Below are 25,054 nucleotides of genomic sequence, written 5' to 3'. Positions count from 1 at the left end.
CTTCGGCGCCCATCCCGACCACGGCTTCGTGGCTGCCGCCACCGCGAACATCCCCGCGCACCTGGCCGACTGGTTCCTGGTCCGTGAACAGTTCGAGCCGGTCCCCGAGACCCCGGGCCTGTACCGGCTCACCCACCCCCAGCAGGACGGGGTCCGCCGTACTCGCCAGGCCGTCCTCGACCTTCGCCGACACGGCTACGAGGTGCAGGCCGACTACCCCCTCGACCCCGCCTTCACCGCCGGCCCACCGCAACCGACCGTGCGCAACAAGCTGATGGAGCGGCGCCATCCCATCGCGCGGGCAGCGGCCACCCGCTCCCCGCAAAGGCTCACCGCCCCGACAGCCGCCCTCCCTGAGTTTGTGCCGCAGACCGCCGCCGTACCCGTGGGCGGCCGAGCACAGACAGCCGGAAAGGGGCGGAGCCGATGAGCGACGAAGCGATCCACATCACCCGCGGCCTGGGCGGCGAAGTCGAAGTCAATGGCCCGGTCGATGCCTTCGCCGCGAGCGTCCTGGCCCGTGCCGGATTCGACACCTATCCCACGCTGCGCGGCGTGTGGATCCGGTTGCCGTTCGACCTGGGCCGCACCTGGGAGAACGAACACGCCACCTGGGCTGCGGAGATGCTCACCGCAGCCCGTTACAGCGTCGACCTCGACCCTGACCTGTGCCCCACTCCGGCCGCAGCCTCCGCACCGCCGACGCTGCACCGCACGAAGACCGCCATGACCGCGCAGCCCTCGCCAGCCGGCACCCCGCGGCGGCCACGGCGCTGACCCAGCGTCCGAAGACGAAAGCCCGCTGCCCTGACTTCCTCCGGCGAGATCACCCTGCACCCTCGCCGCCGGCAACACGATGGTCGCGCGCCCCAGCGGGGAGCGGCACCGGTGGACCACCCCCGCTCTGGAACCGCCGGGATTCACCCGGCACCAGGACGAGGTCCACCCGCTGTCGACAACCACTCCCCAGCATGTGAGGCGCTCACCAAGCTCCACCAGACGGCCCGCGACTGCCAGGACAAGGTCATCAACCAGGGGCCACTGCCCGTGCTAGCACCACGCCCAGGTCGCGTCGAACGCCCGGAACACACCGAACCACCCACGGCAATAAGGAGATTCGCCCCTATATGACCGTCCGAACGACGTGGAACATCGTCCACAGCTGTGGACACGAAATCTCGCATGATCTTTCCAACCGCCCCGCCGACCGGCGGGCCGGATTCGCCCGCTGGCTGGAGGGACGCGACTGCACCGATTGCTGGAAGGCCGCCCGCGACGAGGACAGCGCGGGCAAGGAAGAGTGGCTGGCCGCCAAGCGCGCGGAGGAACAGCAGGCCGCCACCGAGTGGGCCGAGAAGTTCGACATGCCGCCGCTCGAAGGACCCGAGAAGGCCCTCGCCTGGGGTGAGCGCTCCCGCCACCAGCTCGTCACGACTGCGTACAGCGCGCTGGTGACCGAAGGCAGCTGGGACGAGGCCGACTGGGCTGTCCTGGAGGACACGATCCGCACCGTCACCCGCGTTGGGTGGTGGATCGATCAGCGCAGCGCCGAGGGCACTGACCTGCCCGAACTCCTGGACGCCGCCACCAGCAACGACATCGGAACCGAGAATCCGTTCCGGTAGACGCGGGATCTTATACCCGACGATCCCCGGTTACCGAAACCGGGGATCGTCCGGATCCTTGTTCCTCCCACCGCCTCCCCTGCGCCTGATCGTGGAAGGAACCCCCCCCCGCTGTGCCCGACGCCGTTTCCCGCCATCCGCATGCTCCAGGTGACGTCGTCACCCCCGAACGGGACATCACCCACCAGCACTTCCGGCCCGGCGACCAGGTCGTCATCCTCAAGGGCGTTGCCAGCAGCGAACTGTGGGGAGACTCCTACAAGGTCGTCACGCCCTCGTGGCACACGCCGACCGACGAGGACGGGTGGCGGCTGTACGACCCGCTCGGCGGCGAGCGCACGTACCTCACCGCTCACCCGCGCTACCTCGTCCATCTCTCCAGCCGCTGCCCGGACTGCCTCATCTACCAGCAGGCGCTGCGCACTTACCTCGTTCCGCGCCTGGCCGGCGCCGAACAGGACGTCGACTGCGGCTGGTACTCGGTCAACCACCTCAATCAGGTGGTCCACGTCGCCGACGCCCGAGGCGGGCGATGACCCCCAGCCCGGAGCGCAACGCGGACCTGGCCTGCGCGGCTTCACCCTGATCACCGCCGCGTACGACCTGACCCAACTCGCCCATCGGCGTCGGAAGCTCACCTCACAATGATCATCCGTATCCATCCACGCAACATCAGCTCCAGCGCGCCGCTCGCCGAAGCCCTCGACCGCCCGGCCAGCAGCCAAGAGGGCCTGACCGAGCACACCGTGGTCGCCCACTGGCCGGGGCTGGACTATTACACGCTCGATGACGAGCAGAAGACCTGGACCTCCGCCGAGTGGGCCGAGCACCTGGACGACCCCAGCTGGCAGCACCCCTTCGCGGCCAGTCCGCAGGACGACCGCCGCGCCATCTGGCACGCGGATGTGCGCCTGCACCCCAGCGATCGCGACCTCACCGGCCCCGAGTGGTCCGAGATCGCCCACCGGATTGCCCGCATGGCGGGCATCCAGCGGCCGGGGGACGACCAGGGCTGCCGCTGGATCGCCGTCCAGGCACAGCCCGGTCGCCTCGACCTGCTCGCCAACCTCATCCGGCCGGATGGCACCTGGATCACGCAGCATCGCCAGCTTCTTCCGCTCCTGGGAGTCGAGTGCCGGCGCATCGAGGCCGAGCTGGCTCTCCGCTCTCCCCGGCCCGACCTTGATCCCGAGCAGACCTCCCGCTTCGCGGAGCGGTCCACCGAACCTGCCAACGGCGCTTCACCAGGCACTACCGACGCCACCACACACCTCGCAGGACTGCTACGGCAGCTCGCCGACGAGAACACCGGTCCGCTCGCCTCCGTGCGCGGCCTCGTCGAGCACGCGGCCCACCGTCTCGACCGCCTCCCGCAAGCTTACGGTCCAGCCGCCGGACACCAACTGGAGCTGATCGCCCGCCGCTTGCACGGCATACAGCAGGACCTCGACGCCACCGCCGCCGCCCTGCCCGCTACCGCACGGCCGGTGCCCCTCTCGAACCGGAGGACCGCCGCGCCCCCCACGCCCGGGGCCCGGCTGCCCCGCTGACCCGACAGAAAGAACAGCTTCTTGGCCTTTGCCGATCGCTTCCTGACCCTGGGGCGCGACGTGCACTCCGGAGAAGTCCTCGCCCGCGGTGGCGATCCGGAAGCTCACAGCATCCTTCAGCGCACCGGCTTTGTCCCCGTCGTCCGCCTCCACGAGACTCATCACCGCCTGCCCATCGGTCTCGACATAGCCGAGGAGGAACGTCTCGCCACTCGCGCCGTGGCCCGGCTGCGCGCTGTGCGCTACCACGTCGACGCCGATGACGCCTTCGACACCGAGACGCGCGAGGCGCACTACCAGCCACTCGGCTCGTTGGTCGCCGACGCACTGACCGAACTGACCGCCTCCCACGACGGAGTGCTCATCGCGCTGGGTGAAGTCCTCACCGCGACCGCCGCCTTCTATCAGGGCCTGGGCCAGGCTCCGGATCCGCACACCGCGAAGCGGCTGCAGTACCTCGGCGAGCACCGGCTCGGCGTCATCCGGTCCGACCTGACCCACATGCGCAACGACCTCGCCGACCGGCACCAGAACCACCCCCAGCGCCGCACGTGCACCGCCGACGTCGGGCCGGGCGAACGCGAAGCCTCCGCCATCTGCGCCTGTCCTGCACCCCCGCCGCGCCTGCCCACCAGCCACGCCGCCGCACCCACCGCAGCGGCCCCAGCAAACAGGCGGCGCTGACCCCCGCCCCCTACTTCCTTCGAGGAGACCATGCACGACCCCACCCCCGACGCCACTCTCGGCTCGTTCGCTGCCGTACTCGCCGGCGAACTGCCCGGCGCCTGGACCAGCACGTACCACCCGGACCGCGGCGGCAACAACGACCACGACGCCCTCACCGACCACGTGTGGGACATGAACGATGTCGCGGACACCCTGGCCAAGCACACCGTGGACCACTGCGCCGTGCTGACCCGCGACGACGGCAGCCGACTGTTCGTCGCGGACCCGCTCGGGCACGGCGAGGGCTACCTGATCGCCGCTATGGCCCCCACCGACGCACCGGCCGAAGCGTTCCGTGGCGTCCGCGAGCCCGACGGAATCGCGGTGGACGCCGATCCGTTCAGCGCCGCCGAGGACATCCATTACGACCTGTTGCCCCGGTACGACAAGGCCCTCGCCCAGGTCCGCACCAACGCCGCCCGCCTCACGATGCCGCCGGCCGCCGAGCCGGAACAGGTGGTGATGACCTGGTCCGGCGACGCCCTCGTCGTCGACAAGCCCTACCGCGACGACATCGCCCAGGCCCTGACCGAGGCCGGCTTCGCCCTCGACGTGGAAAACGAGGTCTTCGTCCTGTCCGGTGACGACTCCGCGCACCAGGCCGCGTCCGTACGAGCCGTCGGCCACCGCTTGTCCGAGCTGGGCGTCGGCGTCGTTCTACGTAATCCGCCCGCCCGGCCCGCCCTGGGCACCACCGCGGTAGCGCCTCCGAGCCCGCCGGTCACCTCTCCGCACCGGGGCCGGTGACTCTCGCCCACGGGGACGAGCCGACGTTCCTCGTCCTGGACTACGTGACCATCACCCGGGACCCGAAGACCGCGCTGGTCGTTGCCATCGGGGGCGACCAGCGCGCGGCCGGCCTCCTGCAGACCGCCGGCGGCTTCCGTTCCGCCCCAGGCCCCCGCGGCGACTACCACCGCCTGCCACACGCCCTGTCCGTCGAGGAGCAGCGTCAGGGTGCCACCGGCGCAGCCCATGCCCTGCTTCTGGCTGGGTACAGCGTCCATCTCGACCCCACGCTCAACACCCTGGCCACCCAGGACAGCGACCGGCAAGCCGCCCACCGCCATCTCGAACAGCTCACCTCACTCGGCAGCGATGCCGACAGTGACCGGCAGGTCGCGGCGGTCCTAACCGAGATCGCGGCACCCGACGACGGCCTGATACCCCGCCTTACGCAGTCGCTGCTTGCGACCTGGGCATCGTGGGGCCGGCGTCTCAAGGACGCCGGCCGTGACCCGCAGGTGGCGATGCAGCTGGGGGCCATCGCCAACAAACTGTCCACCCTCACCTGGCAGATCGAGCAGGTCCGCAACGACGTCGACCGGACCGGCCCCGCACTACAGACCCACCCCCGCCCAGTGTCCACAGCGCCCTCGCCACTGGCTGCGCCCGCCGTTCGACAGCGCTGACCCGATCCCCGAACAGGAGCATGCCGTACGTGGGAAACCGCGCCGACGACGAAGGCACCGACGTCGAGATCTACATCAAACCGCTGACCGACACGGTCCACGCCGACACCCCCACCGATGCGCCCGAGAAACTCCTGGCCCTGCTCGACAGCCTCGGCTTCGAACGCAAGACCCTGACGACAGCCGGGCCCGTCTATGTCTGGCACGAGGTCCCCGACCGCCTCACCAAGGCCGAGAAGAAGAGGCTCGCCACCAGCGCCGTTCCCACGCTGCTCGTGGCCGGATACCTGGTCAACATCACCAACGCCGTCTGGGACGCCGCCGCCTATCAGGAGGCCGCAGAGGCACTGCGCCACCAGCCCGGCGCCGCAGCCGCGCCGCACACCGCGACCACCTCCGTCATCCAGGCCCACGGCAGTCCGGCGACACCTCGTCGGCGGTGAGCCACGATCGAAAGGAGTCCCGCTCGTGAGCCTGGCGGACGAGCACGAGGTCGACGTCGAGTTCTATCACCGCGACGGAACGATCTACGTCGATACCCGCACCAGCGCCCCGGAGCAGCTGCTCATCCTGCTCGACGGCCTCGGCCTCGAACGCCACGGCGCCCAGGGCGAGATCTGGCATCAAGTCCCCGACCAGATGGACGAGATCGCCATGAAGGACATGGCCGATCGAGCTGTGTGGCTGCTGACCCGCCACAGCTTCCAGGTCTCCATCGATGGGGGCCTCTTCGGCGGCACCGCCTACCGCGCCGCCCTCGACGCATCCCCAGCACACCGGCCGGCACCGGCGCCCGCAGCACCTGCCCCAAGCGCGTCGCACCCTCGCCGTACGCGCTGACCACCCACCGCGCCGACCCCCAACGGGGCCGGCCCAGCCCTCACCTGGAGTACCTGTCACCCACGAACCCGACCGCACCCCACCACCCATCACAGCCGACCGCAAGCCCCGCCTGGTCACCGCCCTCTTCCGCCGCTACCTGCGTGCCGTCACCGCCGACAGCCGCACATGGACCAACCTGCTGGCCGGCGGGCACCCCGAAGCGGCCCTCGACGAAGCCCGTCGCCGGGACATGTTCCCTCTCGTCGACAGCCACCACATCCGCCACCACAACTAGCAGCCCGACCTGGCCCGTTCAGGAGGCCCATGACCAACCCCCCGCCCCTCACCTCGGTACAGCTCGCTGACGACATCGCACGCCAGCTCAGCCAGCTCACACAGCTCTTGGCCCAGTCGCCGCCGCACGAGGCCGCCCAGATTCTCGGCAAGGTCCTCGACTACGACGAGGGCCTGCTCGGACGAGTCACCGACCTGGTCGCCACCGGATCACGCTTCGCCCAGGACAACTCCCAGCGCGGCATCCTGCACCCCGAGGTGTGGCTGGCCCTGGGCCGCGCGGCCAACGAACTCGACAGCGTGGGCGAGGACCTCAACGAGCACACCGGCACGATCAAACAGCTCACCACGCCCACCACCCCATCCACCAGCCCGACTGCGCGGCCCGCCGGATCGGCGATGGTCGTCAGGCGGCACCGGTGAGACAGAACAAGCAGTGGACCGGCTGGGGCGCCACCGGTCAGCAGGCCCAGCAGCACTACCTCGTCGAGCCCCGCTATCTCGCCGGCGGCGGCGACCTGCGCCACGTCACCGCGTACCTGCGCGCCTCCGGGTGGAAGGACAAGTCCAAGACCGGCGGCCCCATCGTCTTCGACAGCCCGGACAAGTCCGTGCGCATCGGATACGACCCGTTCACCCAGCCCGGCGGCTGGACCGTCAGCGGGAAGCAGACCACGCACCAGGACGCATGGCACGCCACCTTCGGCCGGCAGACGCCCGTCGAAATCGTCGCCGGTATCACCGACGCCCTGTGCAAGGAGCGCAAGGCGCACGCCCCCAACGTGTGGGAGCCCCTGCAGCAACAGGGCTGGGAGACCGAGCGCGGCCAGCACTTCACCGCCCGCAGCCCGGACGGCGACGCCTTCGTCCGCTTCCACCAGTCCAGCCCCGGGCAGGCGCACTGGTGGGCCGGCGCCCGCAACGAACACGGCCGAGTGTGGGAGGCCATGTTCACCCCGACCACGCCGATGCATCTGGTGCAGGCATTCAGCACGGCGCTCGCGGACCCGCAGCCCGTGCTGCGGCCCCTCGGCCACATCCCGCCCTCCCAGCGGATCCGCACCACTTCCGTGTCCGTCCTACCGTCCCAACTCAGCGCCTGGCAGCAGGCCCGGATCACCGCCGCCAGAGCGGCCACATGGGCCCGTCACTCCTTCGCCACCAACCGGGCCCGCTCCAGCCCCGGCGCTCGCCCGTACGCGACGTCCGACGGCCGACGCCGCTGACCGGCCTCGGGTGGACACGCCCGCCGCCCTGTCCCCAACTTCCCTCGATGGCAAGGAGGTTCATCACCGATCTGAACTGCGACGACACCCTCACCACAGGGGATATCCACAGGGCTGTCCACAGCCTGGCCCCGCTCACCACCACGTTTCACTCAAGGACGCTGATGCCCAACCCCTCACACCCCAGCTCCGACCAGATCGCGCAGGCGACCGCAACCCTGACCCAGCTCAAGGACTATCTACGCACCGACCCGCCCGTCACCGACGTGCTGCCGCTGCTGGCTCGCCTCCTCGACGAGGACACCGGCGTCCCCATCCTGCTCGGCGACGTCCTGCGCAACGCCGCGCACCTCGTCTCCCAGCAGGCCGCCAGCCCCCAGACCGACGAGATCCGCCTGATCATCGACGGGCTCCGGGACGCCGCCCAGGAAGCCACGGACTGGCACGTCCTGCACTGGGACATCCAGCGCCTGGGCGGCCAGGCGTTCGCGCCCGCAGGTCCGCCGACGACTCCGTGACCCGCCCCTACATCGTCAGCAAGGCCGACGACCCCTGGTCTCGTATCTGGTTCGACACCAGTCCCCGTCATCTCGCCGGGCCCGGCGACCCGCGCCATGTCACCCAGGCGCTGCGGGCCGGCGGCTGGAAAAACTACGCCGACCCCGACTTTCCCCATGTCGTCCTGGCCAGCCCCGACTTCCGCCACACGCTCGTACTCGAACCCGCTGCGGACACATACTCCGCCTGGTGGCGGATCTCCTCACAGCGCTGGCACGCGTCGTTCGGCGGCAACACACCCGCCGAGATCATCGCCGGATTCACCGACGCCCTCCTGCACCCCGCCCCGGCCACGGAGCCAGACGTGTGGCCGACCCTGCAAGTGGCGAACTGGACCTACGAGCGCGACGAGCGGGGCAATGAGAGTGCGCGCCATCCGGACGGCATCACCACCATCGAGCGGCGGGCAACGCTGACGAGCGACTACTTCAGCTGGAGCGCCGACGTCGCGCTCCCCACCGGTCTCGGCGGCCACCAGCGGCTGTGGCACGCGTACTTCGACGACCGCACACCCCGCCACCTGCTCGCCGCCTTCGCCACCGCCCTCACCGACCCCGCGCCCGTGCCGCGCGGCCACTACGACGTCCCGCACTCCCACCTGGTCACCCAGGTGGAACGCGGCGCCCAGGGCGAGCAACTGGCCGCCGCCCACGAGGCGCGCCTGAAGGCCATCCGGGCCGCTGCCCGCAAGGCCCGCCGCAGTAGCGCGCCGACCACGCACACCGTCCCGGCACCCGCCGCCGAGTTGGCCGCTGCTGCGGCACGGGGCCGCTGAACCACGCGGCGCGGCCCCGGCCGCGCCGCACCCCCTCGCCGTCACACCTGTACGCCCGAAGGCCCTTCTTGACCATTCCACTGGAACCCGCGAGCCCAGAGCACCGCCTCCATCTGAGCCAACTCGCCATCTACCTGCGGGAAAGCAGGCAGATCCTCGCCGCCTGGGACGCCTACTCCGACCAGCACTCCGACCCCGACACGCACCAGCCCTACGACGAGGACGCCTACGGCCTGCGCCAGCGCCAGCGTGACTCCGATACTTTGGTCTCTTTCGGCCGGGTATATGACCACGCCGACGAACTGGTGCACGTCGCCGAACAGCAGCTCGCCCAGCTGCCCACCTCCGCCCGGACCCGGCGCTACGCCTGGCAGGTGCGAGAACTGCGCGACAGCACCAAGGGGCTGTACGCCGTCCACGACGACTGGCTCGCCGTGCGCCGCGCACTGCCCGCGAGTGCCCGGCCCGGGACCGAGGCGTTCGATGAACCGCTCGCCGAAAGCTACGCGGAAGCCTGGCACTACCTCGACCAGTGGGCGATCCACGGCCAGTCGCTCTTCGCCATCAACGCGCTGGCGCAGAAGCGACCGAAGGCATCCGCGCCAGCACTGGTCACGGCGCCACCCGTGCCCAAGGCCGCCGCAGCGTCGTCTGCGGCCCGGCGGTGGTGCGCGTGAGCGACACCGTCGAGCAGGCACTCATCACCCCGCGCTATCTCGCGGGCGGCGGAGACCCGGGGTGGATCACCGTGCCGCTGCATCGCGCCGCCGGCTGGAGCTACGGACACGACCCGCTGATGCCGCGCGTCCTGCTCACCAGCCCGGACCAACTCATCCAGCTGCGTCTGGACCCCGACCCGGACGATCCGGGCTGGTGGACCATCCGGCACGCGCGTACCGCGGATCACCCCGGCTGGACGGCCACCTTCGAAGCCCGCACCCCCGTCGAGATCATCGCCACCTTCACCGACGCCCTGACCGATCCATCCGGCCCGCCCACCGCAGCGCCCGATCCCTGCGCCCCGCTGCGCGACGCAGGCTGGCACACGCCGCCCCACCTCGGTGGCCTCGCCTCCCCCGACAACATCGCGCACGTCTGGCGGATCGGCGGCCGGGATCTGTGGAGCATCGAGACCGCAGTGATCCAGGACCCGACGATCTGGCGGGCCGTGTTCACCGGCACCACCCCGCTGCACCTGATCGCCGCCGTGACGCAGTCGCTCGCCGACCGCACCCCCATCCCCCGCGATCCGAGCCGGATCCCGGGCCTGGCCCGCGACCGCATGACCGTGCACACCCATCACCTCCCCGCGCCGGACATCGCCTTCGCCCTGGAGCGACGCGTCAGCACCCTCGCCGCCCGGCACCGCCCAGCGACCACTGCCCCGCCCCCGCCACACGGCCCTTCGCCGCGCCGCACCCGCTGACCGGCCCCGCCCGCGCCGCGCTCCTCACCCACGTACCTGGAACAGCCCTTGCCCCAGCTCTCCTCCACCTCGTCCACCGACGGCTACGACATAGCCTTCTGCGTCCTGGGCGTCGTCCTCGCCATCGCTGTCCCCCTGTCGAACCTGGCGTGGCTGGGCGGCAACCTCACCTCCTGGGCCACCGACACCGGTCCCTGTGCGCCGTATCAGCCCGTCCAGGCCCTGCTCCATCCCGATCAGCTGTGGCCCCGCCTCGGCGACACGTCCCTGCTGCTGGGCACCCGCATCCTGCCCGGCACCGTGCTGCTCGCACTCGGGATCACGGCCGCCGTGCTGTACAAGCGGCACAAGGACGGCAACGGCGGACGCAGGAAACGCGTCGCCGGGATGGCAAAGCAGCGGGACATCGAGCCGCTGCTGTCCAAGGCCATCACCGCCAAAGCCCGCTCCCTGCGCCCGAGCCTGAAGGACGCCAAGCACCTCAACCCGGCCGACACCGGCATCCTGCTCGGCAACCTCCAGGGCACGAAGCACGAAGTGCGCATGGGGTACGAGGACGTCGCCGTCGCGATCATGGCACCGCGGTCCGGCAAGACCACGTCGCTGGCGATCCCCTCCATCCTCAACGCGCCCGGCCCGGTCCTGCTCACCTCCAACAAGGCCGCGGGCGACGCCTACACGGCCACGCTGGAGGCGCGGGCGGCCGTCGGCCGGACCTGGTCGATGGACCCGCAGCAGATCGCCCACGCCGAACGGGCCATGTGGTGGAACCCCTTGTCCGACGCCAAGACCCTCGACGGCGCCGGCCGCCTCGCCGGCCACTTCCTCGCCGCCTCCGTGGACGCCTCCCAGCAGGGCGACTTCTGGTCTAAGGCGGGCTCCAACATCCTCTCGCAGCTGTTCCTGGCCGCCGCGCTCGCCGAGCGGCCGATCACGGACGTGATGCAGTGGCTGGCCTTCCCCGCCGACCGGACTCCGCTGGACCTCCTGCGCGATCACGGGTTCGCCGCTGTCGCCGCGCAGTTGAAGGGCACTGTGGAGGGCCCGCCAGAGACCCGCGACGGGATCTACGAGACCGCCCGCCAGTACGCCGCCGCCCTGCTCAACAGCGAGATCGCCGCATGGGTGACCCCGCAGAAGAACGTGGCGGAGTTCAAGCCGAGCGAGTTCGTCACCTCGAAGGACACGCTCTATCTGCTGTCGAAGGACGGCGGTGGCGGCGCCTCGGCGCTCATCGCCGCGTGCGCGGACTCAGTCATGCGGGCCGCGACCGCCCAGGCCGAACGCGCCGGAGGACGCCTCGACCCGCCCATGCTGGCGATCCTCGACGAGGCCGCCAACGTCTGCAAAATCTCGGACCTGCCGGACCTGTACTCCCACCTCGGCAGCCGCGGGATCATCCCCATCACGATCCTGCAGAGCTACCGGCAGGGCCAGAAAGTCTGGGGCGACGCCGGCATGGACGCCATGTGGTCCGCCTCCACGATCAAGGTCATCGGGTCCGGCATCGACGACCCCGACTTCGCCGACAAGCTGTCCCGTCTGATCGGTGACCACGACGTCCAGACCACCTCCACCTCGACCTCCGAGTCCGGCAAGTCCACGTCCGTCAGCATGCGGCAAGAACGCATCCTGGCCGCCGACGCCATCCGCGCCCTGCCCAAGGGCACCGCGCTCGCATTCGCCACCGGCATGCGCGCGGCCATGCTCGACCTGCGCCCCTGGTATCTCGAACCCGGCGCCGACTCATTCTCCGCCGCCTCCGCCCGCGCGTCCAAGGACATCACCGAACGCGCCGTCGCCAAGACCGCCCCGAAGCAGACCGACTTCAGCACCGCCGCCTAGTCCCCGCGCCCCTTCTCCCCACTCAACTCGCCCACGGAGGCACCCATTCACACCTACGAGCCCACCGACCTGGACGACATGGAGCCACGCGAAGCCGTAGATGCCGTCATCGCCGACCTACGCGACCACCCCATCACCGGTGACGGAAGCGGCCTGTTCACCGCCACCTGGCACATCGGCCTGCTCTGCCATCTGGCCGCCCGCATGGCCGCCGACGCCGAGTACCAGCTCGCTCCGAACATCGCCGACCTCCCTCCGGCCGAGGCCCTGGGGCACACGACCGGACACCTGGGACGGGCCATCGCCCACTACACCCAGGCCCTCTCCCCGCTCGTCACCCTCTCCCGGCCCGGCGCACAGGGCACGCTCCAGAAACAGCTCGACGCGATCGACCAGCACGGCCGCCTGCGCGTCCACCTCGACGACGCCGGTCTGGCCCTGGCAGCGGCCCGTGTCTGCCTCGGTGTGCCCAGCCGTCCCGCGACACCGAGCACAACCGCCTCCGTATCCGTGCCAGCCCCGACCGTACTGCGCCGCTCATGACCACGCCGCCCATCGAATCCCTATTGTTCGACGTGCCACCACCACCGACACCCGTCGAGCGCCTGCTCCACCTCGCCGATCAATACACCCGGCACAACGACGCGCTCGACATCCTCCTTCGCACTGCGACGGAGGCCGAGCCGCAGGCCCACGTCGCCTCCGCACTGCGCCTGGCGTCCGACACCCGCATCGCCGTCAAAACCGTCCACGATGAACGGCTTTACGGGAGCACGGAGTTGACAGAGTGTGTGCTGCGGCTGAAGCAGCTCGCCTTTCTCAGCACCGCGTCAGCCAACTACGGCGTCCGGGCCGCTCGTGAGTTGACCGCCCTGGCTCCCGAAGTCGCGGTCAGCTGCGCCGCAGCTCTCGCCGCAGAGACACGGCGACGTCACTGGTCGACCGTCATCGCACCGGATGAACGGCTCACTGCCGCCCAGCACACTGCCCTCACGGAGATCGCCTGCGGGCATGTCGTGGCCAGCAGCTCCCTGGGGCGGGAGTTCACGAGTTCCCGGGAGCCCAAGGTCCTGATGAGCACGCTGCGGGCCCTGGAGTCGAAGGACCTTGCCGAACGGACCCCGAACTCCGCTCTCGGTGCCTACATCGGCAGCCCGCCACAGGACCGCGTGCGCCTCACACCAGCAGGCATCACGGCCCTCGCCTCCGTCATCGGACTACCCCCGACAGGGCCAGGCACCGCCCCCGGCACGACGCCACGCCCGATCCCCACCGCCACGCAGGCAACCACCCGAAGCCGCTGAACCGCCGTCCCAGGAGCCATCCCATCTCCACGCCCCCGCTCGACCTGAATGAACAAGTCCGCCAGCTCCGTCAACTGGCCCGAGACTTCGAAGTCCTCCGCGCACGCGTACGCGACGTCTCCTACACCCCCGGCACGGACGCGCTGCACCGAATCAGCCCGCTCCTGCTCAAGGCACAGAACCTCACGGCCACCGCCCTGCTGCGCCTGACTGCCCTCGATAACAGCATGTATACCAACATCGCCGGCAGCCGCGCCGGCCTGGAGCTGCTGGCCTCGGTCGTGTCCGCTTCTTCGCTCGCCGGCAACGACATCGCCAACGCGCTGTTCGCCAACCCGTACGAGGGCGCGCAGTTCTCTGGCTACGTGGCCGACGACGACGCGGTGCGCACTGCACGGCACGCCGAGGCCATTCCGCGTATGACCAGGCACCTCGACGATGCCGCCCACCAGCTCGACCGGAGCGCGACTGGGTGCCACTACCTCGCCCACGGCATCACCGAAGACCTGGCATCCAGGCAGGATCACACGGCGGCATCCGCACAGCAGACGACCGGCCTCGCACTCACCGCCGCCCAGTACGACGCCCTCAAGTCCCTTCTGGAAGGCGGACGGCTGCATGAGAGTTCACAACGCGGGCTGGGCGTCACCCGCGTCGCCACCGACGACGGCACCCGCGTCTCCATCGCCACCTACCGGGCTCTGGCCAAGCGCGGACTCGTCACTGCCGACACCAGCACCTCGCTGTACCACGGCCAGAAGATCACCGTCACCGAGGACGGGCACCGGGCCCTGACGCAGCCGCGTCACCGGGCCGCGCTGACGACCGCAGCGGCCACTGCGCCCAAGGCCGCCGTGGCGCAGGGAGCACGCCGGTGACGTCTTACGGCGCGACTGAACGCCTGCTGGCCCTCGGCACCGCATACACCCACCACCACGACGCATTCTCCGGCCTGCTGCACAGCGGCAACCGGGCCCTCGCGGTCGAGGAGATGGAGTTCGGCGTGGTCGACAGCTGTTCTCCCTGGGCCTGCCGGGGTGAAGTCGATCTGGTGCAGGACGACTTCGGGCTGGCTTCTTGAGGCGGATCATCCTCGACCTGTTCGCCGGGCCCGGCGGCTGGAGCCACGCGCTCACCGTCCTCGGCGCGCGAGACATCGGCCTTGAGTGGGACGAGTGGGCCTGCAAAACCCGTGCCCGAGCTGGTCAGTTGACGATCCGGACCGATGTCGCCCGCTATCCGGCGTGGATCTTCTCCGGCCGGATCCTCGGGCTGATCGCCTCCCCTCCCTGTCAGGCATGGAGCATGGCGGGCAAGCGCCTTGGTCTGGTCGACCAGCCGCTCGTCCACCAGGCCGTCGCCGACCTCGCCGCCGGACGCGACACCCGTGAGCAGCTGCTCGGCGCGTGCGCGGACGAACGGTCTCTCCTCGCGGCCGAACCCATGCGCTATCTGCACGCCCTGAACCTGGTGGGCGAGCCCGAGTGGGTGGTCATGGAGGAGGTACCCGACGTCCTGCCGCTGTGGAGGCAGTACGCGGCCATCCTGCGAGCCTGGGGATTCTCCGTCTGGACTGGCATCCTAAATGCCGCCGACTACGGCGTCCCGCAGACCCGGAGGCGAGCGATCTTGCTCGCCTCCCGCGTACGCACCGCCCAGCCCCCGCCGCCCACCCACGCGACGGCCGCCGAGCCGGAGTCGCTGTTCGGACCGGGCCGTGACCGGTGGGTGTCCATGGCTGAGGCTCTGGGCTGGGGCGCCACTGACCGGCCCGTGCCCACCGTGTGCGCCGGCGGCGGACCTGGAGGCGGCCCGGAACCCTTCCCCTCCGGTTCTCGTAAGACCCTAACCGACGCCCGCGACCGCGGCGCCTGGACACCTCACCCCGACTCCGAGATCGTCCTGGCCTCCCGCCGGGAGGGCTCCGGCTGGGCTGCCCGGCACGGTGCCCGCGAGAACCGCCCCGCAGACGCACCGGCCCCCACGTTCACCGCCGAGGCGCATCGCTGGTCATGGTCACTGCGCAGCAACAACCAGTCCAACGCGACCGTGCGCCGTGCCGACGAGCCTGCCGGCACGCTGTTCTTCGGCCACCGGGCCAACGAGTGCACCTGGGTCGCCGACACCACCTCCGGCGTGCCGGACGGCGAGCACCGATGGGTGCCAGCCCCGATCAAGATCACCGCACAGGAAGCGGGCGTGCTGCAAAGCTTCCCCGCCGACTATCCGTGGCAGGGCAACAAAGGTCAAACGTTCTCGCAGATCGGCAACGCTGTCCCCCCGCGCTTGGCAGCACACCTGCTCGCCCCGAACCTCAACAAGCCCTTCAACCCCGACGACTTCACCCTCGCCGCCTGATGACCCACACCCCAGAACCCGACGAGGACAGCGACCTCGCGCCGGCGCCGAGGCCGGTCCACTATGCCGAGCAGGCCCTGCTCGGCGCCCTCCTCCTCGAACCTGTACGTCTGGCGGACACCGAGCCGCTGATCGCCCACCACTTCGACAACCACACCCATGCCGCGCTGTTCACCGCGATCCGCGTGCTGCCGGCGCCCGACCCCGACGACCACGCAAAGGACACCGCCTGGCTCAACGCCGTGCTGGACCAGGCGCGTCCGCACGCTCCCGGCCTGAGCGCCTCCTACATTCACGCCCTCATTCAGTTCTGCCCGCAGCCGAAGCACGCGGCGGCGTACGCCAGGATGATCCGCGAAGACAACGCCCGCCGGGTCCTGCGCGGGCACGCCGAGCGCCTCGCGTCCACCGCCACCGACCCGGGCCTGCCCAACCCGGCCGCCTCGACTCTCGGCCTGGCCGACGATATCGGCCGCGTCCTGGACGCCCTCACCGAACAGTTCGCCCCGCACCCCGGCTCCTTCCCCCGCACAGCACTCCCCTCCGAGTTCCCACGGCAGGCTGGCGAGGAGGACCTCAACGAAGAACGCCTCCTCCTGGCGACCGCCACCGCCTATCCGGCGGAGGCCCGGCAGATGCGGTGGCTGGCCGAGGCGGACTTCCTGCTGCCGCTGCACGCCGCGCTGTGGCGGTCCATCACGGCGCTGGTCCACCGCGGTGACATGGTCGATCCGGTCACCGTCCTCGGTGAGGCCCAGCACCGCGGTCTTCTCACCGGCTCCCTCTCCCCCAAGGACGTGATGGCCCTGGTTTCCACGCCCGCCGGCTCCCCCGAGTACTGGGGCGAGAAGATCGTCAAACGCGCCCTCCTCGCCCGCGCCCAGACAGTCGCGGCACGGATCACCGCCTACACCGACGACCCCGCCAACACCCCCCACCAGCTCATCACCGGCAGCCGTCGCGCCCTGGCCGACCTCAACGCCCTGCGCACCCGCTGGAACCGTGCCACCACAACGGCACCGGCACCTGTAGGCAGGCCGTCGGCACGCGCCGGGCAACCGCCCCGGGCGACCAGTCCGCCGCTCCAGCCCGCGCTGCCTGCCTCACGGGCCCACCGATGACCCCGCCCTCGGGCCCCCTTCCCCCGATGGAGTGACGACGCTCCGGCTGCGCTCGCGGTGTTTGACACCGAGGCCCCACATGAGCTGGAGTGGGACTACCTGGCCCCTGGACGCGGCCAGCTCCGAGTGCCGTTGAACCGACCCTGGCACTGCCGGACAACCCTCTCCAACGATCTAAAAATCAACCACTTCATCGAACGCTTTCATGAGCCTTCTGTGCCAGGTCGGGGCACGTACCAGAAGGAGCATGATGTTGATCGAGGAGCAAGTCGCCGCCGCCAGGCAGCAGCTGACGGGAGAATCACTGCGTGCCGTACGGCTGCGCGTCAAGGAAATGCGGAGCTGGAGGTCGCTCATTCCGAGCGGTACGGATACCCAACTGCTTCTGGAATCCGTCCTGTTGCAGCACATCGGCAACCCGCAGCGCTCCAGCCGCTTCCCACTCGGGATCGCCGAAGTCGTTCCCACATCGAGCCGCCTGGACATCCGCTTCGAGCACTCCGACTTGGTGCGTCCCGCCCTGGAGATGCTCCCCTACCGTGAACGGGGCCAGCGGACGATTCACGGCACTCCCGGGCTGTGGGCGCGTACGGTCGGCCGCAGCATCGAGATCGCGTTCGCACGTCACCCTGCCGCAGGCGTCATCGCTCTCACCACACTGGACCGGGCCGACCATATCGAAGGACTCCTCTCCACGTACGAAGCTTCCCTTTCTGCGCAGCGGCGTGTACCCCTGTGGACCGCTGCCCCCGGCGCGCTTCCGCCCGAAAAACTCCGCACTGGGGGTCGGCGCCGCAAGCCCCAGCCCCGGACGATCATCGACGACCACCGCCCAGCGGTCGCGCTGCCCAGCGCCGTGCTACGCCGGATCCGGCTATGGGACCGGCTGTCCGGCCACGCAGGTCTGAAGGTGTCGGCCACATCCGCGGACCATGGCCTGGACTGGCACATCGTGCGCGAGGTCCACCAGGGCGTCTCCCTCCATGACGACCGGCTCGCCGCGATTCTCAGCGACCCCGTGGCCGGGCCAGGTCTGGTCACCGATGGGGAAGGCCACCACTGTGATGGCGACCGCTGTGTCATGGAGTTCACCGCGCCAGCCGACCGCACGAGCGGCTGGCGCGGCCTCCTGCGGGTGGAAACCGTTACAGCGAGCACCCCGGTACCGCCAGTGCCGCAGCGGCCACGCCATTTCACCGCACTCGACGAGACCGCCTTCCCCAGCCACGGCGGCCTTCCTCACACCTCACCCGCCGAGCGCCACTGTCCTCAACGCACCCGCTCCGACGACAACAAGCCGACGGAAGGCCGCTCCACCCAGCTGCTAGCTCCTCGACTCAGCAGAAGCCAGTGGGAACTGACGGGTATGGCCATGAAAATCGGTGCGGCGTGGGCCTTGGACGGCTGCGCGGTCCTCGTCGTGACCCACTCATTCGACGCCGACCGTGAGGTGCGCCGCCTGTACGAACATGACGTGTTCGGATGGTCCATCCCGGACCGCCCGACCTTTGTTCCGTCCCTGCCCTGGCGCAGAGGCAGGCTGGTTCCCGGCGGCGGCGCGCTCTTCACCCACACCGTGTGCGGTTCCCGTGCGGACGTGGGCGCCCTGCTCCAGCAGGCACGCGCCCATTTCGACTGGACCATCTTTGTGGACTGCAACGACAACCTCGGTATGGGCCCCTACATCGAACGATCAGTGGACAGCCACTTCATCGTGGTCGATTCCTCCGGATACCCCGAGAGCTTCGTTACTGCGCAGGCACGCAACGGCGTCGCTGAGCACCATGAAGTGGCCGTCACCCCGGCCGCATCGGCCATGGCCTGGCGCCAGCAACACCTCACCGGGATTCCCCTGGACCGTGTCCCCATGTCCGGCCTCGTCCTGCGCCAGTCCTCCCCCAGCGCCGGCAGCACCCCGTCACCGAACTTCACCGCGCAGGTGGATGCAGAGCTCGCGCGGTTCGGGATCCCGGTTCTAACCCGCCTGCCCGAAGCTCCTCACGTTGCCCTAGGAGACCCGTCTCCCACCGTGCTGGACGCAGTCGACGACGCCTCCCGGGCGGCGTACGTAAAGGCGTGCACGCCGATTCATCTCGCCCTGCGGGCGGTTGAACCGTGCTTGATCCCGTCGGCGGATCCCTGGAGTTAGGCCCAGGTCGCCCTCGCCTCTTGCGTCGCGAGCGTGACGTGCGACTCCGTCCACTGAACCTCGCGGCGCAACAATCCCACCCACCACATTCATCTGACGGCCAGCGGCAGCGTGATCGAGGGCGCAGTCTATGTACCTGCAGACCTCGCACACGCCCCGACGGACCGGCAGTTCACCAACGCCCCTGGGACACCCGGGCGGTTGAGGCGCTCACATGGTGGCAACGCCAGAGTGTGTCGACCCAGGGGTTTCTTCCCCCTTTCGGGTGGCTGTGAGGTCGGAAGTCCGCCGGGTTGCCTACCCTGGGCCGACACGCGATCTACGGTGCGTCTGCGGCGTGACCACCGCTCCCCGGAGACCCTTTCGGCCCTGTTCCTCCACGCTCGGGTGAACCGGTCATCCAACGAATTACACGCATCCCACCGGATCTCGATTCCGTACGTCCTGGGCCGAGACGTGCTGGAGACCCATGCGCGCACAGCACCAAGACGTTTCCCTGCTCCGACGGCTCTACACGGGCGAAAGCGTCCAGCAGGCCCGTCGGGCAGTCGATGGCCTGCAGAACAGCCAGACCGCCATTCCAGAGACCGCCTCGCCAGCCCAGCAGTTCCTCGAAGCCCGCGTCCTGGTCGGGCTCCTGGAGTTCCGCAACCTCTACACCCGCTTCCCCCTGGGAATCAGCGCGGTCCAGCCCCGGCCCGACGTCATCGGGCTCGGCATCGAGAGTGAAGAACGAGCGGCTGAAATCCTCTTCAACCTCTTGCCCTCCTATGTCCCTGCCCACAACGAGGTGCATGGCGTACCCGGCCTTCGCATCACCCGACGGCATCAAACCGCGATCGAACTGCAGGTTCTGGGCGAGTCCGCCCGCCTGCGGCTGACCGGGCTGCCGTCCACTCTCTGGCGAAGCGCCGAAGAACGAGCACTCTCCAACTGGGTCGACGCGGACAGCATGCACCTGTGCTGGCGTTCCTCGCCGCGCGCCTGGACCGCGGAAGAGCGGGAACACCACGCTCGGTGGGAGAACCCCGATGACCAGTACGTGCAGGTGAAGCGGCGTGGAGCTTGGCTGGGCAGCGGCCTACTCCGGCGGGCTGCGCTCCTGCACACCGTCGCGAACACATTCATGGCCGACGGACACCACTCTGCGGCCTTCGGTATGGCACGCCTGGTCCTGCAGTCCTCCCACGCCCGGGCACAGGGGCCGGGACCGCACAACGTCGTGGCGGCCCTGCTGGACCCCGTATGCGGCCTGCCCCTCGAACTTAAGAGGTACCGCGGCGACACGGACGAAAACTACGGCAGCGACCAGCAGTTCGTCCTCGAAGACGCCGGCAAGACGGCCGTGCTCGATCTCCGGGCCGCGGTGGAGCGGCCTCCCTCCCTCCTTGCGCCCGAACTCTGGCAGGCCATCGTGCGCCGCATGCCCCGCTCGGGGTTCACGAGCGGCCTGTCCCCGAGCGTCCTCGCCGGCTTCTGCAGCCTCGGCGCCGCGTAAGAACACGCCGCCCCGCCGACGGCCCAGCGCGAGCCGCGCTGGGCCGTCGGCGTGAAATGTCCACCGCCTCGCTCCCGAGGACGGGGCTGGGTAGCTGCCGTATGCATAGGGTGCGTCGCACGGGCCTGGCGAGGCCCGACGTACGGTGCGCCCACCCGACAGGGTGTGCCGAGAGGAGCCAACTCGGCTGGCGTCGCGTCTCAGTACGGATTCGTGTACCGCGGAGGACAGCCGCGCATCCTGGGTCGGGACAGGCAACGCGGCGGAAAGCCTTCCGTGAAGAGCACCCGTGTGGAACGACGCGCCCAAAAGCTCCACCTGGCGACCGGGATGGGCTGGACCGACGCACTCAAGCGCGTGAAGTCCCTCCCACCCGCATCGCCATTGATCCCCGAGGCGCAGCCAAGTCAGGCCGTCCTTGAGAGCTACATCCTTTCGGGCCACGCCTGGCCGCTGATCGACACCCGCAACCCGTGGGGTATTCGATCCGCCGACCCCCGCCCCGACAGCCTGACCCTGACCTTCGAGAACGACGTCACCCAATCCCTCGCCTCGGAATCCATGGCCAGGGAACTGATCCGCAATCTCGTCCCCTGCTACGACGAACACGGCGAGGTGCGCGGCATCCCGGGAGCCCGCTTCACCGCCAACACCGACGGCATCCAGATCCGACGCCTCGGCATTCCCGGCTCGATCACGGTCCTGGGCATTCCCGCCGAAGACTGGCTCGCCGCACTACCCCTTCAGCGAGAAGAGAACGCGGCGGTCGGGAGGCACTACTGTCATGAGCCGAGCCCTCATCGGTGGCACCGCAGCGAAGCGGCCTTCCGTGAACCAGCTACCAGCACCGTCCTGGGCCGACACCACCACCGCAAGAGGCCCTCAGCCTGGCTCGCCAGCGGCTTGCTGCGCCGCGCGCCGCTGATGCGGACCATCGGCCTACCTCTAAGCACCACGGCGTGGACCAACCTCACCGAAGACGGCGGCTCGGAATGGATCATCGAGTACATCAACGAGCCTCTCGCGGACGCTCTCTGCTACCACGAGGGCTTCACCAACCTGCTGACCGACCCGGACTGCGGCCTGCCGCTCGCCGGGACAGAACTGGACTGCTGCTGCGGTCTGCCGCCCGAGTCGTACTGGGGCTGCCGGTTCTACGCTCGAAGCAGCACCGGTCAGCCCGGCGCACTCCAAGTCCGCTTCTCCCGCAGATCTGGCGACCGGGCGCACTTCTACAAGACCAACCCGACGGAGTACGAGAAGCGCCGGCAGCTCTACCAGCCGGTCCCTGCCCACCTCAGCCGCAGACACGCCGAATCGATGCATAACCGCCATCAAAACGGGTGAACAGGGCAGGCAATAGACCGACTTCACTAACATCGCCGCGATCCGGGACGGTTTGACAATCCTGGTCCGCAGCTCAAACAACACGCTGAACTGCGGACCATGGTTCATTTCACAGACAGGGAGGCGGCGGAGATGTCTACTGTTCGAACCCAAGGCACAACGCCAGGGCGTCCCAAGTGAGAACTACAGTGACGCCGCCCAACTGGCCCGTGGAGCTACGCCGTTCCGACCGCTGCACCGGCATCCTCACTCTCGTCGAGCTCACCGTTCTCGATCTCCCCATCGTCGACCTTGACCACCGGATCACTGCTGGAGTCAGACAGCTCCAGGCCGAGCCACCCCTTGAGTCGTGTGTAGGCCAGACGAAGGAGGACGTCAGCACGCTGATCCATGAACGTCGGATTCCACTTGTCCTCACGCTGACCCAGTGCGCGCAGGTGCGGGAGGTAGCGCGACATGGCCGCTAGGTCTTCAGTCGTCTGCGCGAACGTGAAGCCAGAACTGTTGAGGGTTGACTTGGCGTCGTCGGCCGTCGGGGCACCGAGTGCCGCATACAGGACCTTCTTCTCGGTCCAAGGCCGCGAGCTGAGGGACGTGTTGGCAGCTCCCGGCGCCAGGACCAGATTACCCAGCTTGTGGACGGTCTCCTTCTCGCTGTAGAACTCCTCATCCCATCCACCCGTGGCCGATTGGGGTGCGATGTGTTCGATCGTGAGGTGCGTCTCGTCCTCCCAACCGTCTGCGGTGAAGCACGGGGCGACCCCCGTCTTACCTTGGATGATCAGTCCCGGATTCTCCGGGTCCTCAATTGTGTCGTGATACGCAGCCAGAAGAAGGAACCGAGCCAGCGGAGGGCTAATTTTGTAGAGCGGCAGTGCGGAAGCATCTGCTAGGAACGACGCCAAGTTTGGGACGCCACCCTTAGGGCCCGACAAGCGTGCCGCAAGTTCCTTCTTTAGCGCCTCGGCGTCGACGATCGGATCAGGCTTCGTCGCATCGGGCTCTGCCCACTGCCGGGCGAGGGGCGCAATGCCCGTTTGTGATTCCACCCCGGCCATGACCGCCCGGTACTGGCTGTCGATGTTGCCCGTGCCGCGGCGGGTTGCTCGCCAGAAGACCGTGAAGGCAGTGATTGCCTTGATGGCCTTCTCGAATTCGGCGATGCGCTCGGCCCTCACTTCCCCTTCGTCCGCGTGGACAGCCTCGGAATAGAAGCGCACGAGCGGCGCGATGACAATCGTATGTTTGAGTGAATTGAGGAAGGCCAGACACAACTTCACGGTGTCCGTCATGGCGGTCGCCTCTAGCCCGGGTAGCGAGCGAGGAGAATTGTTCGCGGGTTCCCAGGCATTCCCAATAAAGGCCGCAGTGTCACGTAGGTGGCGCAGGTACGCGATTCGATCATCAGCCGAGTCTTTGTGGCGCTCAAAGGTATCGCGCATGTAGACCCGCTGATCCGGGAGGCGCTTGGAGAGCTTCTCTCCAGTCTCTGCCAGCGCGAAAGTGACCAGCAGGTCTCGCGTTGCGTTCTGAAGCCTGTCGCCGACGGCGAAACGGTCCAGGTAGCCCTGAACCGCCTTCATGTATTCGTATGCGTCCGAGTCCTGGTAGTCCTGAATCTTCTCTGCCATCACCACCCGAGGGAGGAAGGTCTCGAAGGCAGTCAGAGGCTCGCCCGTGGTATTCAACGACTCGAAGATCGTGAAGGCGTAGTCCTCGTCCTTACCTTGGACGACCGTCAGAGCGATGCGGTTCAAGCTGTAGGCGGCAAACATGACGAGTCGCATCAGCTCGGCCTCGGGCTCGTCTTGCAACTCTCCCAGCCAAGTGCAGAGTTCGGAGTCGAGTTCGTGATTGAAGAGCGCACGCTGGAACTCGATGTTGGTGGCAAGGGTTGCTAGCGGCGGCAGATCCTCCAGCTCCTCGATGGACTTTCGCTGCGACAGCTTGGTCAACCCCGTACGGATCTCGTTGTACCTCTTGATGAGGTCGCCTTCGCCGTCACCCGCGTTCTGTCGCGCCGCCGGCTTGAAGTCCGTGGGATTAGAAGTTGCCGGCTCGCTGTCGACTAGCAATGAGTACTGGTAGATCAGGTTAGCGATCGGCGACTCATACTTCTTGAGCTTCTCATCTCTGGCCCACTGATCATCGAAGGCTCGAATGAGGCGCGGGTAGATCGGCGTAGTTCCGAAGTTCTTTCTCTCATAGAACGCCGCCCCGAGCATCTGCAGGATGTCGCTCGTTTCCGAGTAGAGGTGAGTCCGAGCAGCGTCGGTCGGATCCGGCGTCTTGCCCTTGAAGACCTTCCATGCACGCTGACGAATGAGGTTATGCAGCCCAACCAGCAGGATCAACAGGCTCGACAAACGCTGCTGCCCATCGATTACGGTAAGGACCTTGGACGGGACCTCGGACTTGACAATGGGCTTCACTGTGACGTGGTTGACATCATGGATGGTGATGACGGTCCCCAAGAAGGTGAAGCTGTCCGGCGCCTTACCTAGATTCTTGAGACCGTGCAGTGTGTCGTCGAGCAACTTCTCGACCTTGTCTTTGCCCCAGCCGTACGGACGCTGGTAGGGCGGCAGGTAGAGGCCCAGGCCATTGTCAGAAAGTAGCTCGCGAACACTCTTGCTCTGCGCCTCGAATATTTCCTTGGCCTGCGTAGGCATGCGTATTCCCTTTTTCGTTCAGCAGGTTCGAGATCATATGCGGCATCACCGTGGAAGGGACCTGCGACCTGCATTTCGTCTCAACGATCGTGCAGTTGATGTCGCGAAGCGCGATGACAGTACCGAGGAAACAGATCGATCCCTCGAGCTCGGCAAGCTCTTCAACGCCGCGCACAACGCCACCGAGAAGGCGCCAGACTTCGGGCAGCCCCAGGTGTACGCGCTCTGATACGAAGGAACGTAGAGCCCCTGACTGGGCTCACTGAGGAACTGAGAAGCTGACATCCGTGTCGCATCAAATACTTGCGAGTATGCATATCCCGGTTTCCCTCCGTCACCGTTCCGC

28 protein-coding genes are annotated in these 25,054 nt (G+C 68.5%); 27 read left to right on the top strand and 1 reads right to left on the bottom strand.

Translation table 11 applies throughout. The features are described from left to right. Positions 1-28 precede the first annotated feature (28 nt). The 26 genes from DDJ31_RS29265 (at position 29) to DDJ31_RS29140 (ending at position 22,036) form a co-directional block, all read left to right on the top strand. Positions 29-430, top strand: a complete 402-nt coding sequence (locus DDJ31_RS29265; RefSeq protein ID WP_127177395.1) for a hypothetical protein — start codon at positions 29-31, stop codon at positions 428-430. Beyond that, a complete protein-coding gene (locus DDJ31_RS29260) occupies positions 427-777 on the top strand; it encodes a hypothetical protein (RefSeq protein WP_127177396.1) in 351 nt (116 codons plus the stop codon). Before DDJ31_RS29265 ends, DDJ31_RS29260 begins: the two co-directional genes overlap by 4 nt. A 350-nt stretch (positions 778-1,127) precedes the next feature. After that, positions 1,128-1,625 carry a hypothetical protein gene (locus DDJ31_RS29255; RefSeq protein ID WP_171480921.1) on the top strand — a complete coding sequence of 166 codons (498 nt, stop codon included), beginning with the start codon at positions 1,128-1,130 and terminating at the stop codon, positions 1,623-1,625. Between the two features lie 113 nt (positions 1,626-1,738). Beyond that, a complete protein-coding gene (locus DDJ31_RS29250; protein ID WP_127177397.1) occupies positions 1,739-2,161 on the top strand; it encodes a hypothetical protein in 423 nt (140 codons plus the stop codon). Positions 2,162-2,269: 108 nt separating this feature from the next. Next, entirely contained in the window at positions 2,270-3,175 is a 906-nt protein-coding gene (locus DDJ31_RS29245; protein WP_240678040.1) for a hypothetical protein, read from the top strand. A 21-nt stretch (positions 3,176-3,196) separates the two neighbouring features. Further along, positions 3,197-3,859, top strand: coding sequence for a hypothetical protein (locus DDJ31_RS29240; protein WP_127177398.1), 663 nt, complete (start codon positions 3,197-3,199; stop codon positions 3,857-3,859). Positions 3,860-3,889: 30 nt separating this feature from the next. Further along, positions 3,890-4,648: a hypothetical protein gene (locus DDJ31_RS29235; RefSeq protein WP_127177399.1), complete on the top strand. Its 759-nt coding sequence runs from the start codon at positions 3,890-3,892 to the stop codon at positions 4,646-4,648. 44 nt (positions 4,649-4,692) lie between these two features. Beyond that, positions 4,693-5,313 (top strand): hypothetical protein, encoded by a 621-nt coding sequence (locus DDJ31_RS29230; RefSeq protein WP_206280645.1) that lies wholly within the window; start codon positions 4,693-4,695, stop codon positions 5,311-5,313. A 20-nt stretch (positions 5,314-5,333) separates the two neighbouring features. Then, positions 5,334-5,756 carry a hypothetical protein gene (locus tag DDJ31_RS29225; RefSeq protein WP_240678041.1) on the top strand — a complete coding sequence of 141 codons (423 nt, stop codon included), beginning with the start codon at positions 5,334-5,336 and terminating at the stop codon, positions 5,754-5,756. Between the two features lie 25 nt (positions 5,757-5,781). Beyond that, complete coding sequence (locus DDJ31_RS29220; RefSeq protein WP_127177401.1) at positions 5,782-6,153, top strand: hypothetical protein; 372 nt, start codon at positions 5,782-5,784, stop codon at positions 6,151-6,153. A gap of 306 nt (positions 6,154-6,459) precedes the next feature. Next, positions 6,460-6,852, top strand: a complete 393-nt coding sequence (locus tag DDJ31_RS29215; protein WP_127177402.1) for a hypothetical protein — start codon at positions 6,460-6,462, stop codon at positions 6,850-6,852. Next, positions 6,849-7,655 (top strand): DUF317 domain-containing protein, encoded by an 807-nt coding sequence (locus DDJ31_RS29210; protein WP_127177403.1) that lies wholly within the window; start codon positions 6,849-6,851, stop codon positions 7,653-7,655. Before DDJ31_RS29215 ends, DDJ31_RS29210 begins: the two co-directional genes overlap by 4 nt. A 164-nt stretch (positions 7,656-7,819) precedes the next feature. After that, on the top strand, positions 7,820-8,173 hold the full coding sequence (locus DDJ31_RS29205) for a hypothetical protein (RefSeq protein ID WP_127177404.1): 354 nt from the start codon (positions 7,820-7,822) through the stop codon (positions 8,171-8,173). Further along, positions 8,170-8,988, top strand: coding sequence for a DUF317 domain-containing protein (locus DDJ31_RS29200; protein ID WP_127177405.1), 819 nt, complete (start codon positions 8,170-8,172; stop codon positions 8,986-8,988). The genes DDJ31_RS29205 and DDJ31_RS29200 overlap by 4 nt, the downstream gene beginning before the upstream one ends. A 68-nt stretch (positions 8,989-9,056) precedes the next feature. Then, positions 9,057-9,665, top strand: coding sequence for a hypothetical protein (locus tag DDJ31_RS29195; protein ID WP_240678042.1), 609 nt, complete (start codon positions 9,057-9,059; stop codon positions 9,663-9,665). Further along, a complete protein-coding gene (locus DDJ31_RS29190; protein ID WP_240678043.1) occupies positions 9,662-10,414 on the top strand; it encodes a DUF317 domain-containing protein in 753 nt (250 codons plus the stop codon). Before DDJ31_RS29195 ends, DDJ31_RS29190 begins: the two co-directional genes overlap by 4 nt. Before the next feature lie 48 nt (positions 10,415-10,462). Next, positions 10,463-12,259: a type IV secretory system conjugative DNA transfer family protein gene (locus tag DDJ31_RS29185; protein WP_127177407.1), complete on the top strand. Its 1,797-nt coding sequence runs from the start codon at positions 10,463-10,465 to the stop codon at positions 12,257-12,259. 78 nt (positions 12,260-12,337) lie between these two features. Then, complete coding sequence (locus DDJ31_RS29180) at positions 12,338-12,802, top strand: hypothetical protein (protein WP_127177408.1); 465 nt, start codon at positions 12,338-12,340, stop codon at positions 12,800-12,802. Then, positions 12,799-13,563, top strand: a complete 765-nt coding sequence (locus DDJ31_RS29175) for a hypothetical protein (protein WP_127177409.1) — start codon at positions 12,799-12,801, stop codon at positions 13,561-13,563. Before DDJ31_RS29180 ends, DDJ31_RS29175 begins: the two co-directional genes overlap by 4 nt. Positions 13,564-13,790: 227 nt before the next feature. Continuing rightward, complete coding sequence (locus DDJ31_RS29170) at positions 13,791-14,441, top strand: hypothetical protein (protein WP_240678044.1); 651 nt, start codon at positions 13,791-13,793, stop codon at positions 14,439-14,441. Then, positions 14,438-14,644 (top strand): hypothetical protein, encoded by a 207-nt coding sequence (locus DDJ31_RS29165; RefSeq protein ID WP_127177411.1) that lies wholly within the window; start codon positions 14,438-14,440, stop codon positions 14,642-14,644. The genes DDJ31_RS29170 and DDJ31_RS29165 overlap by 4 nt, the downstream gene beginning before the upstream one ends. Positions 14,645-14,649: 5 nt before the next feature. Continuing rightward, a complete protein-coding gene (locus DDJ31_RS29160; RefSeq protein ID WP_127182557.1) occupies positions 14,650-15,921 on the top strand; it encodes a DNA cytosine methyltransferase in 1,272 nt (423 codons plus the stop codon). After that, positions 15,921-17,042, top strand: a complete 1,122-nt coding sequence (locus DDJ31_RS29155) for a DnaB-like helicase N-terminal domain-containing protein (RefSeq protein WP_127177412.1) — start codon at positions 15,921-15,923, stop codon at positions 17,040-17,042. Before DDJ31_RS29160 ends, DDJ31_RS29155 begins: the two co-directional genes overlap by 1 nt. Positions 17,043-17,289: 247 nt before the next feature. Further along, the gene (locus tag DDJ31_RS29150) at positions 17,290-19,191 is read left to right on the top strand and encodes a hypothetical protein (protein WP_127177413.1); all 1,902 of its coding nucleotides are present in this window, start codon (positions 17,290-17,292) and stop codon (positions 19,189-19,191) included. A gap of 469 nt (positions 19,192-19,660) precedes the next feature. Further along, positions 19,661-20,689 (top strand): hypothetical protein, encoded by a 1,029-nt coding sequence (locus DDJ31_RS29145; RefSeq protein WP_127177414.1) that lies wholly within the window; start codon positions 19,661-19,663, stop codon positions 20,687-20,689. A gap of 276 nt (positions 20,690-20,965) precedes the next feature. After that, positions 20,966-22,036 (top strand): hypothetical protein, encoded by a 1,071-nt coding sequence (locus DDJ31_RS29140; protein WP_127177415.1) that lies wholly within the window; start codon positions 20,966-20,968, stop codon positions 22,034-22,036. A 215-nt stretch (positions 22,037-22,251) separates the two neighbouring features. Here the strand turns inward: DDJ31_RS29140 and DDJ31_RS29135 are convergent, their stop codons facing one another. Continuing rightward, positions 22,252-24,708: a DUF262 domain-containing protein gene (locus DDJ31_RS29135; protein WP_127177416.1), complete on the bottom strand. Its 2,457-nt coding sequence runs from the start codon at positions 24,706-24,708 to the stop codon at positions 22,252-22,254. On the opposite strand from DDJ31_RS29135, the gene DDJ31_RS29130 reads away from it, so the two are divergent. After that, entirely contained in the window at positions 24,707-24,937 is a 231-nt protein-coding gene (locus tag DDJ31_RS29130) for a hypothetical protein (protein ID WP_127177417.1), read from the top strand. The genes DDJ31_RS29135 and DDJ31_RS29130 overlap by 2 nt on opposite strands. Positions 24,938-25,054 lie beyond the last annotated feature (117 nt).

It is taken from the genome of Streptomyces griseoviridis, from assembly GCF_005222485.1.
Lineage (GTDB): Bacteria > Actinomycetota > Actinomycetes > Streptomycetales > Streptomycetaceae > Streptomyces > Streptomyces hintoniae.
Note: the sequence above shows the minus strand (reverse complement) of the source record. Positions and strands in the feature narration are given on the sequence as shown.

Bases quoted from the DNA above. Each gene is read 5' to 3' on its own strand.
- DDJ31_RS29260 (WP_127177396.1), top strand. From the start codon at position 427: ATGAGCGACGAAGCGATCCACATCACCCGCGGCCTGGGCGGCGAAGTC.
- DDJ31_RS29255 (WP_171480921.1), top strand. From the start codon at position 1,128: ATGACCGTCCGAACGACGTGGAACATCGTCCACAGCTGTGGACACGAA.
- DDJ31_RS29245 (WP_240678040.1), top strand. From the start codon at position 2,270: ATGATCATCCGTATCCATCCACGCAACATCAGCTCCAGCGCGCCGCTC.
- DDJ31_RS29235 (WP_127177399.1), top strand. From the start codon at position 3,890: ATGCACGACCCCACCCCCGACGCCACTCTCGGCTCGTTCGCTGCCGTA.
- DDJ31_RS29225 (WP_240678041.1), top strand. From the start codon at position 5,334: ATGCCGTACGTGGGAAACCGCGCCGACGACGAAGGCACCGACGTCGAG.
- DDJ31_RS29215 (WP_127177402.1), top strand. From the start codon at position 6,460: ATGACCAACCCCCCGCCCCTCACCTCGGTACAGCTCGCTGACGACATC.
- DDJ31_RS29205 (WP_127177404.1), top strand. From the start codon at position 7,820: ATGCCCAACCCCTCACACCCCAGCTCCGACCAGATCGCGCAGGCGACC.
- DDJ31_RS29180 (WP_127177408.1), top strand. From the start codon at position 12,338: ATGGAGCCACGCGAAGCCGTAGATGCCGTCATCGCCGACCTACGCGAC.
- DDJ31_RS29175 (WP_127177409.1), top strand. From the start codon at position 12,799: ATGACCACGCCGCCCATCGAATCCCTATTGTTCGACGTGCCACCACCA.
- DDJ31_RS29170 (WP_240678044.1), top strand. From the start codon at position 13,791: ATGTATACCAACATCGCCGGCAGCCGCGCCGGCCTGGAGCTGCTGGCC.
- DDJ31_RS29155 (WP_127177412.1), top strand. From the start codon at position 15,921: ATGACCCACACCCCAGAACCCGACGAGGACAGCGACCTCGCGCCGGCG.
- DDJ31_RS29150 (WP_127177413.1), top strand. From the start codon at position 17,290: ATGATGTTGATCGAGGAGCAAGTCGCCGCCGCCAGGCAGCAGCTGACG.
- DDJ31_RS29145 (WP_127177414.1), top strand. From the start codon at position 19,661: ATGCGCGCACAGCACCAAGACGTTTCCCTGCTCCGACGGCTCTACACG.
- DDJ31_RS29130 (WP_127177417.1), top strand. From the start codon at position 24,707: ATGCGTATTCCCTTTTTCGTTCAGCAGGTTCGAGATCATATGCGGCAT.
- DDJ31_RS29135 (WP_127177416.1), bottom strand. From the start codon at position 24,708: ATGCCTACGCAGGCCAAGGAAATATTCGAGGCGCAGAGCAAGAGTGTT.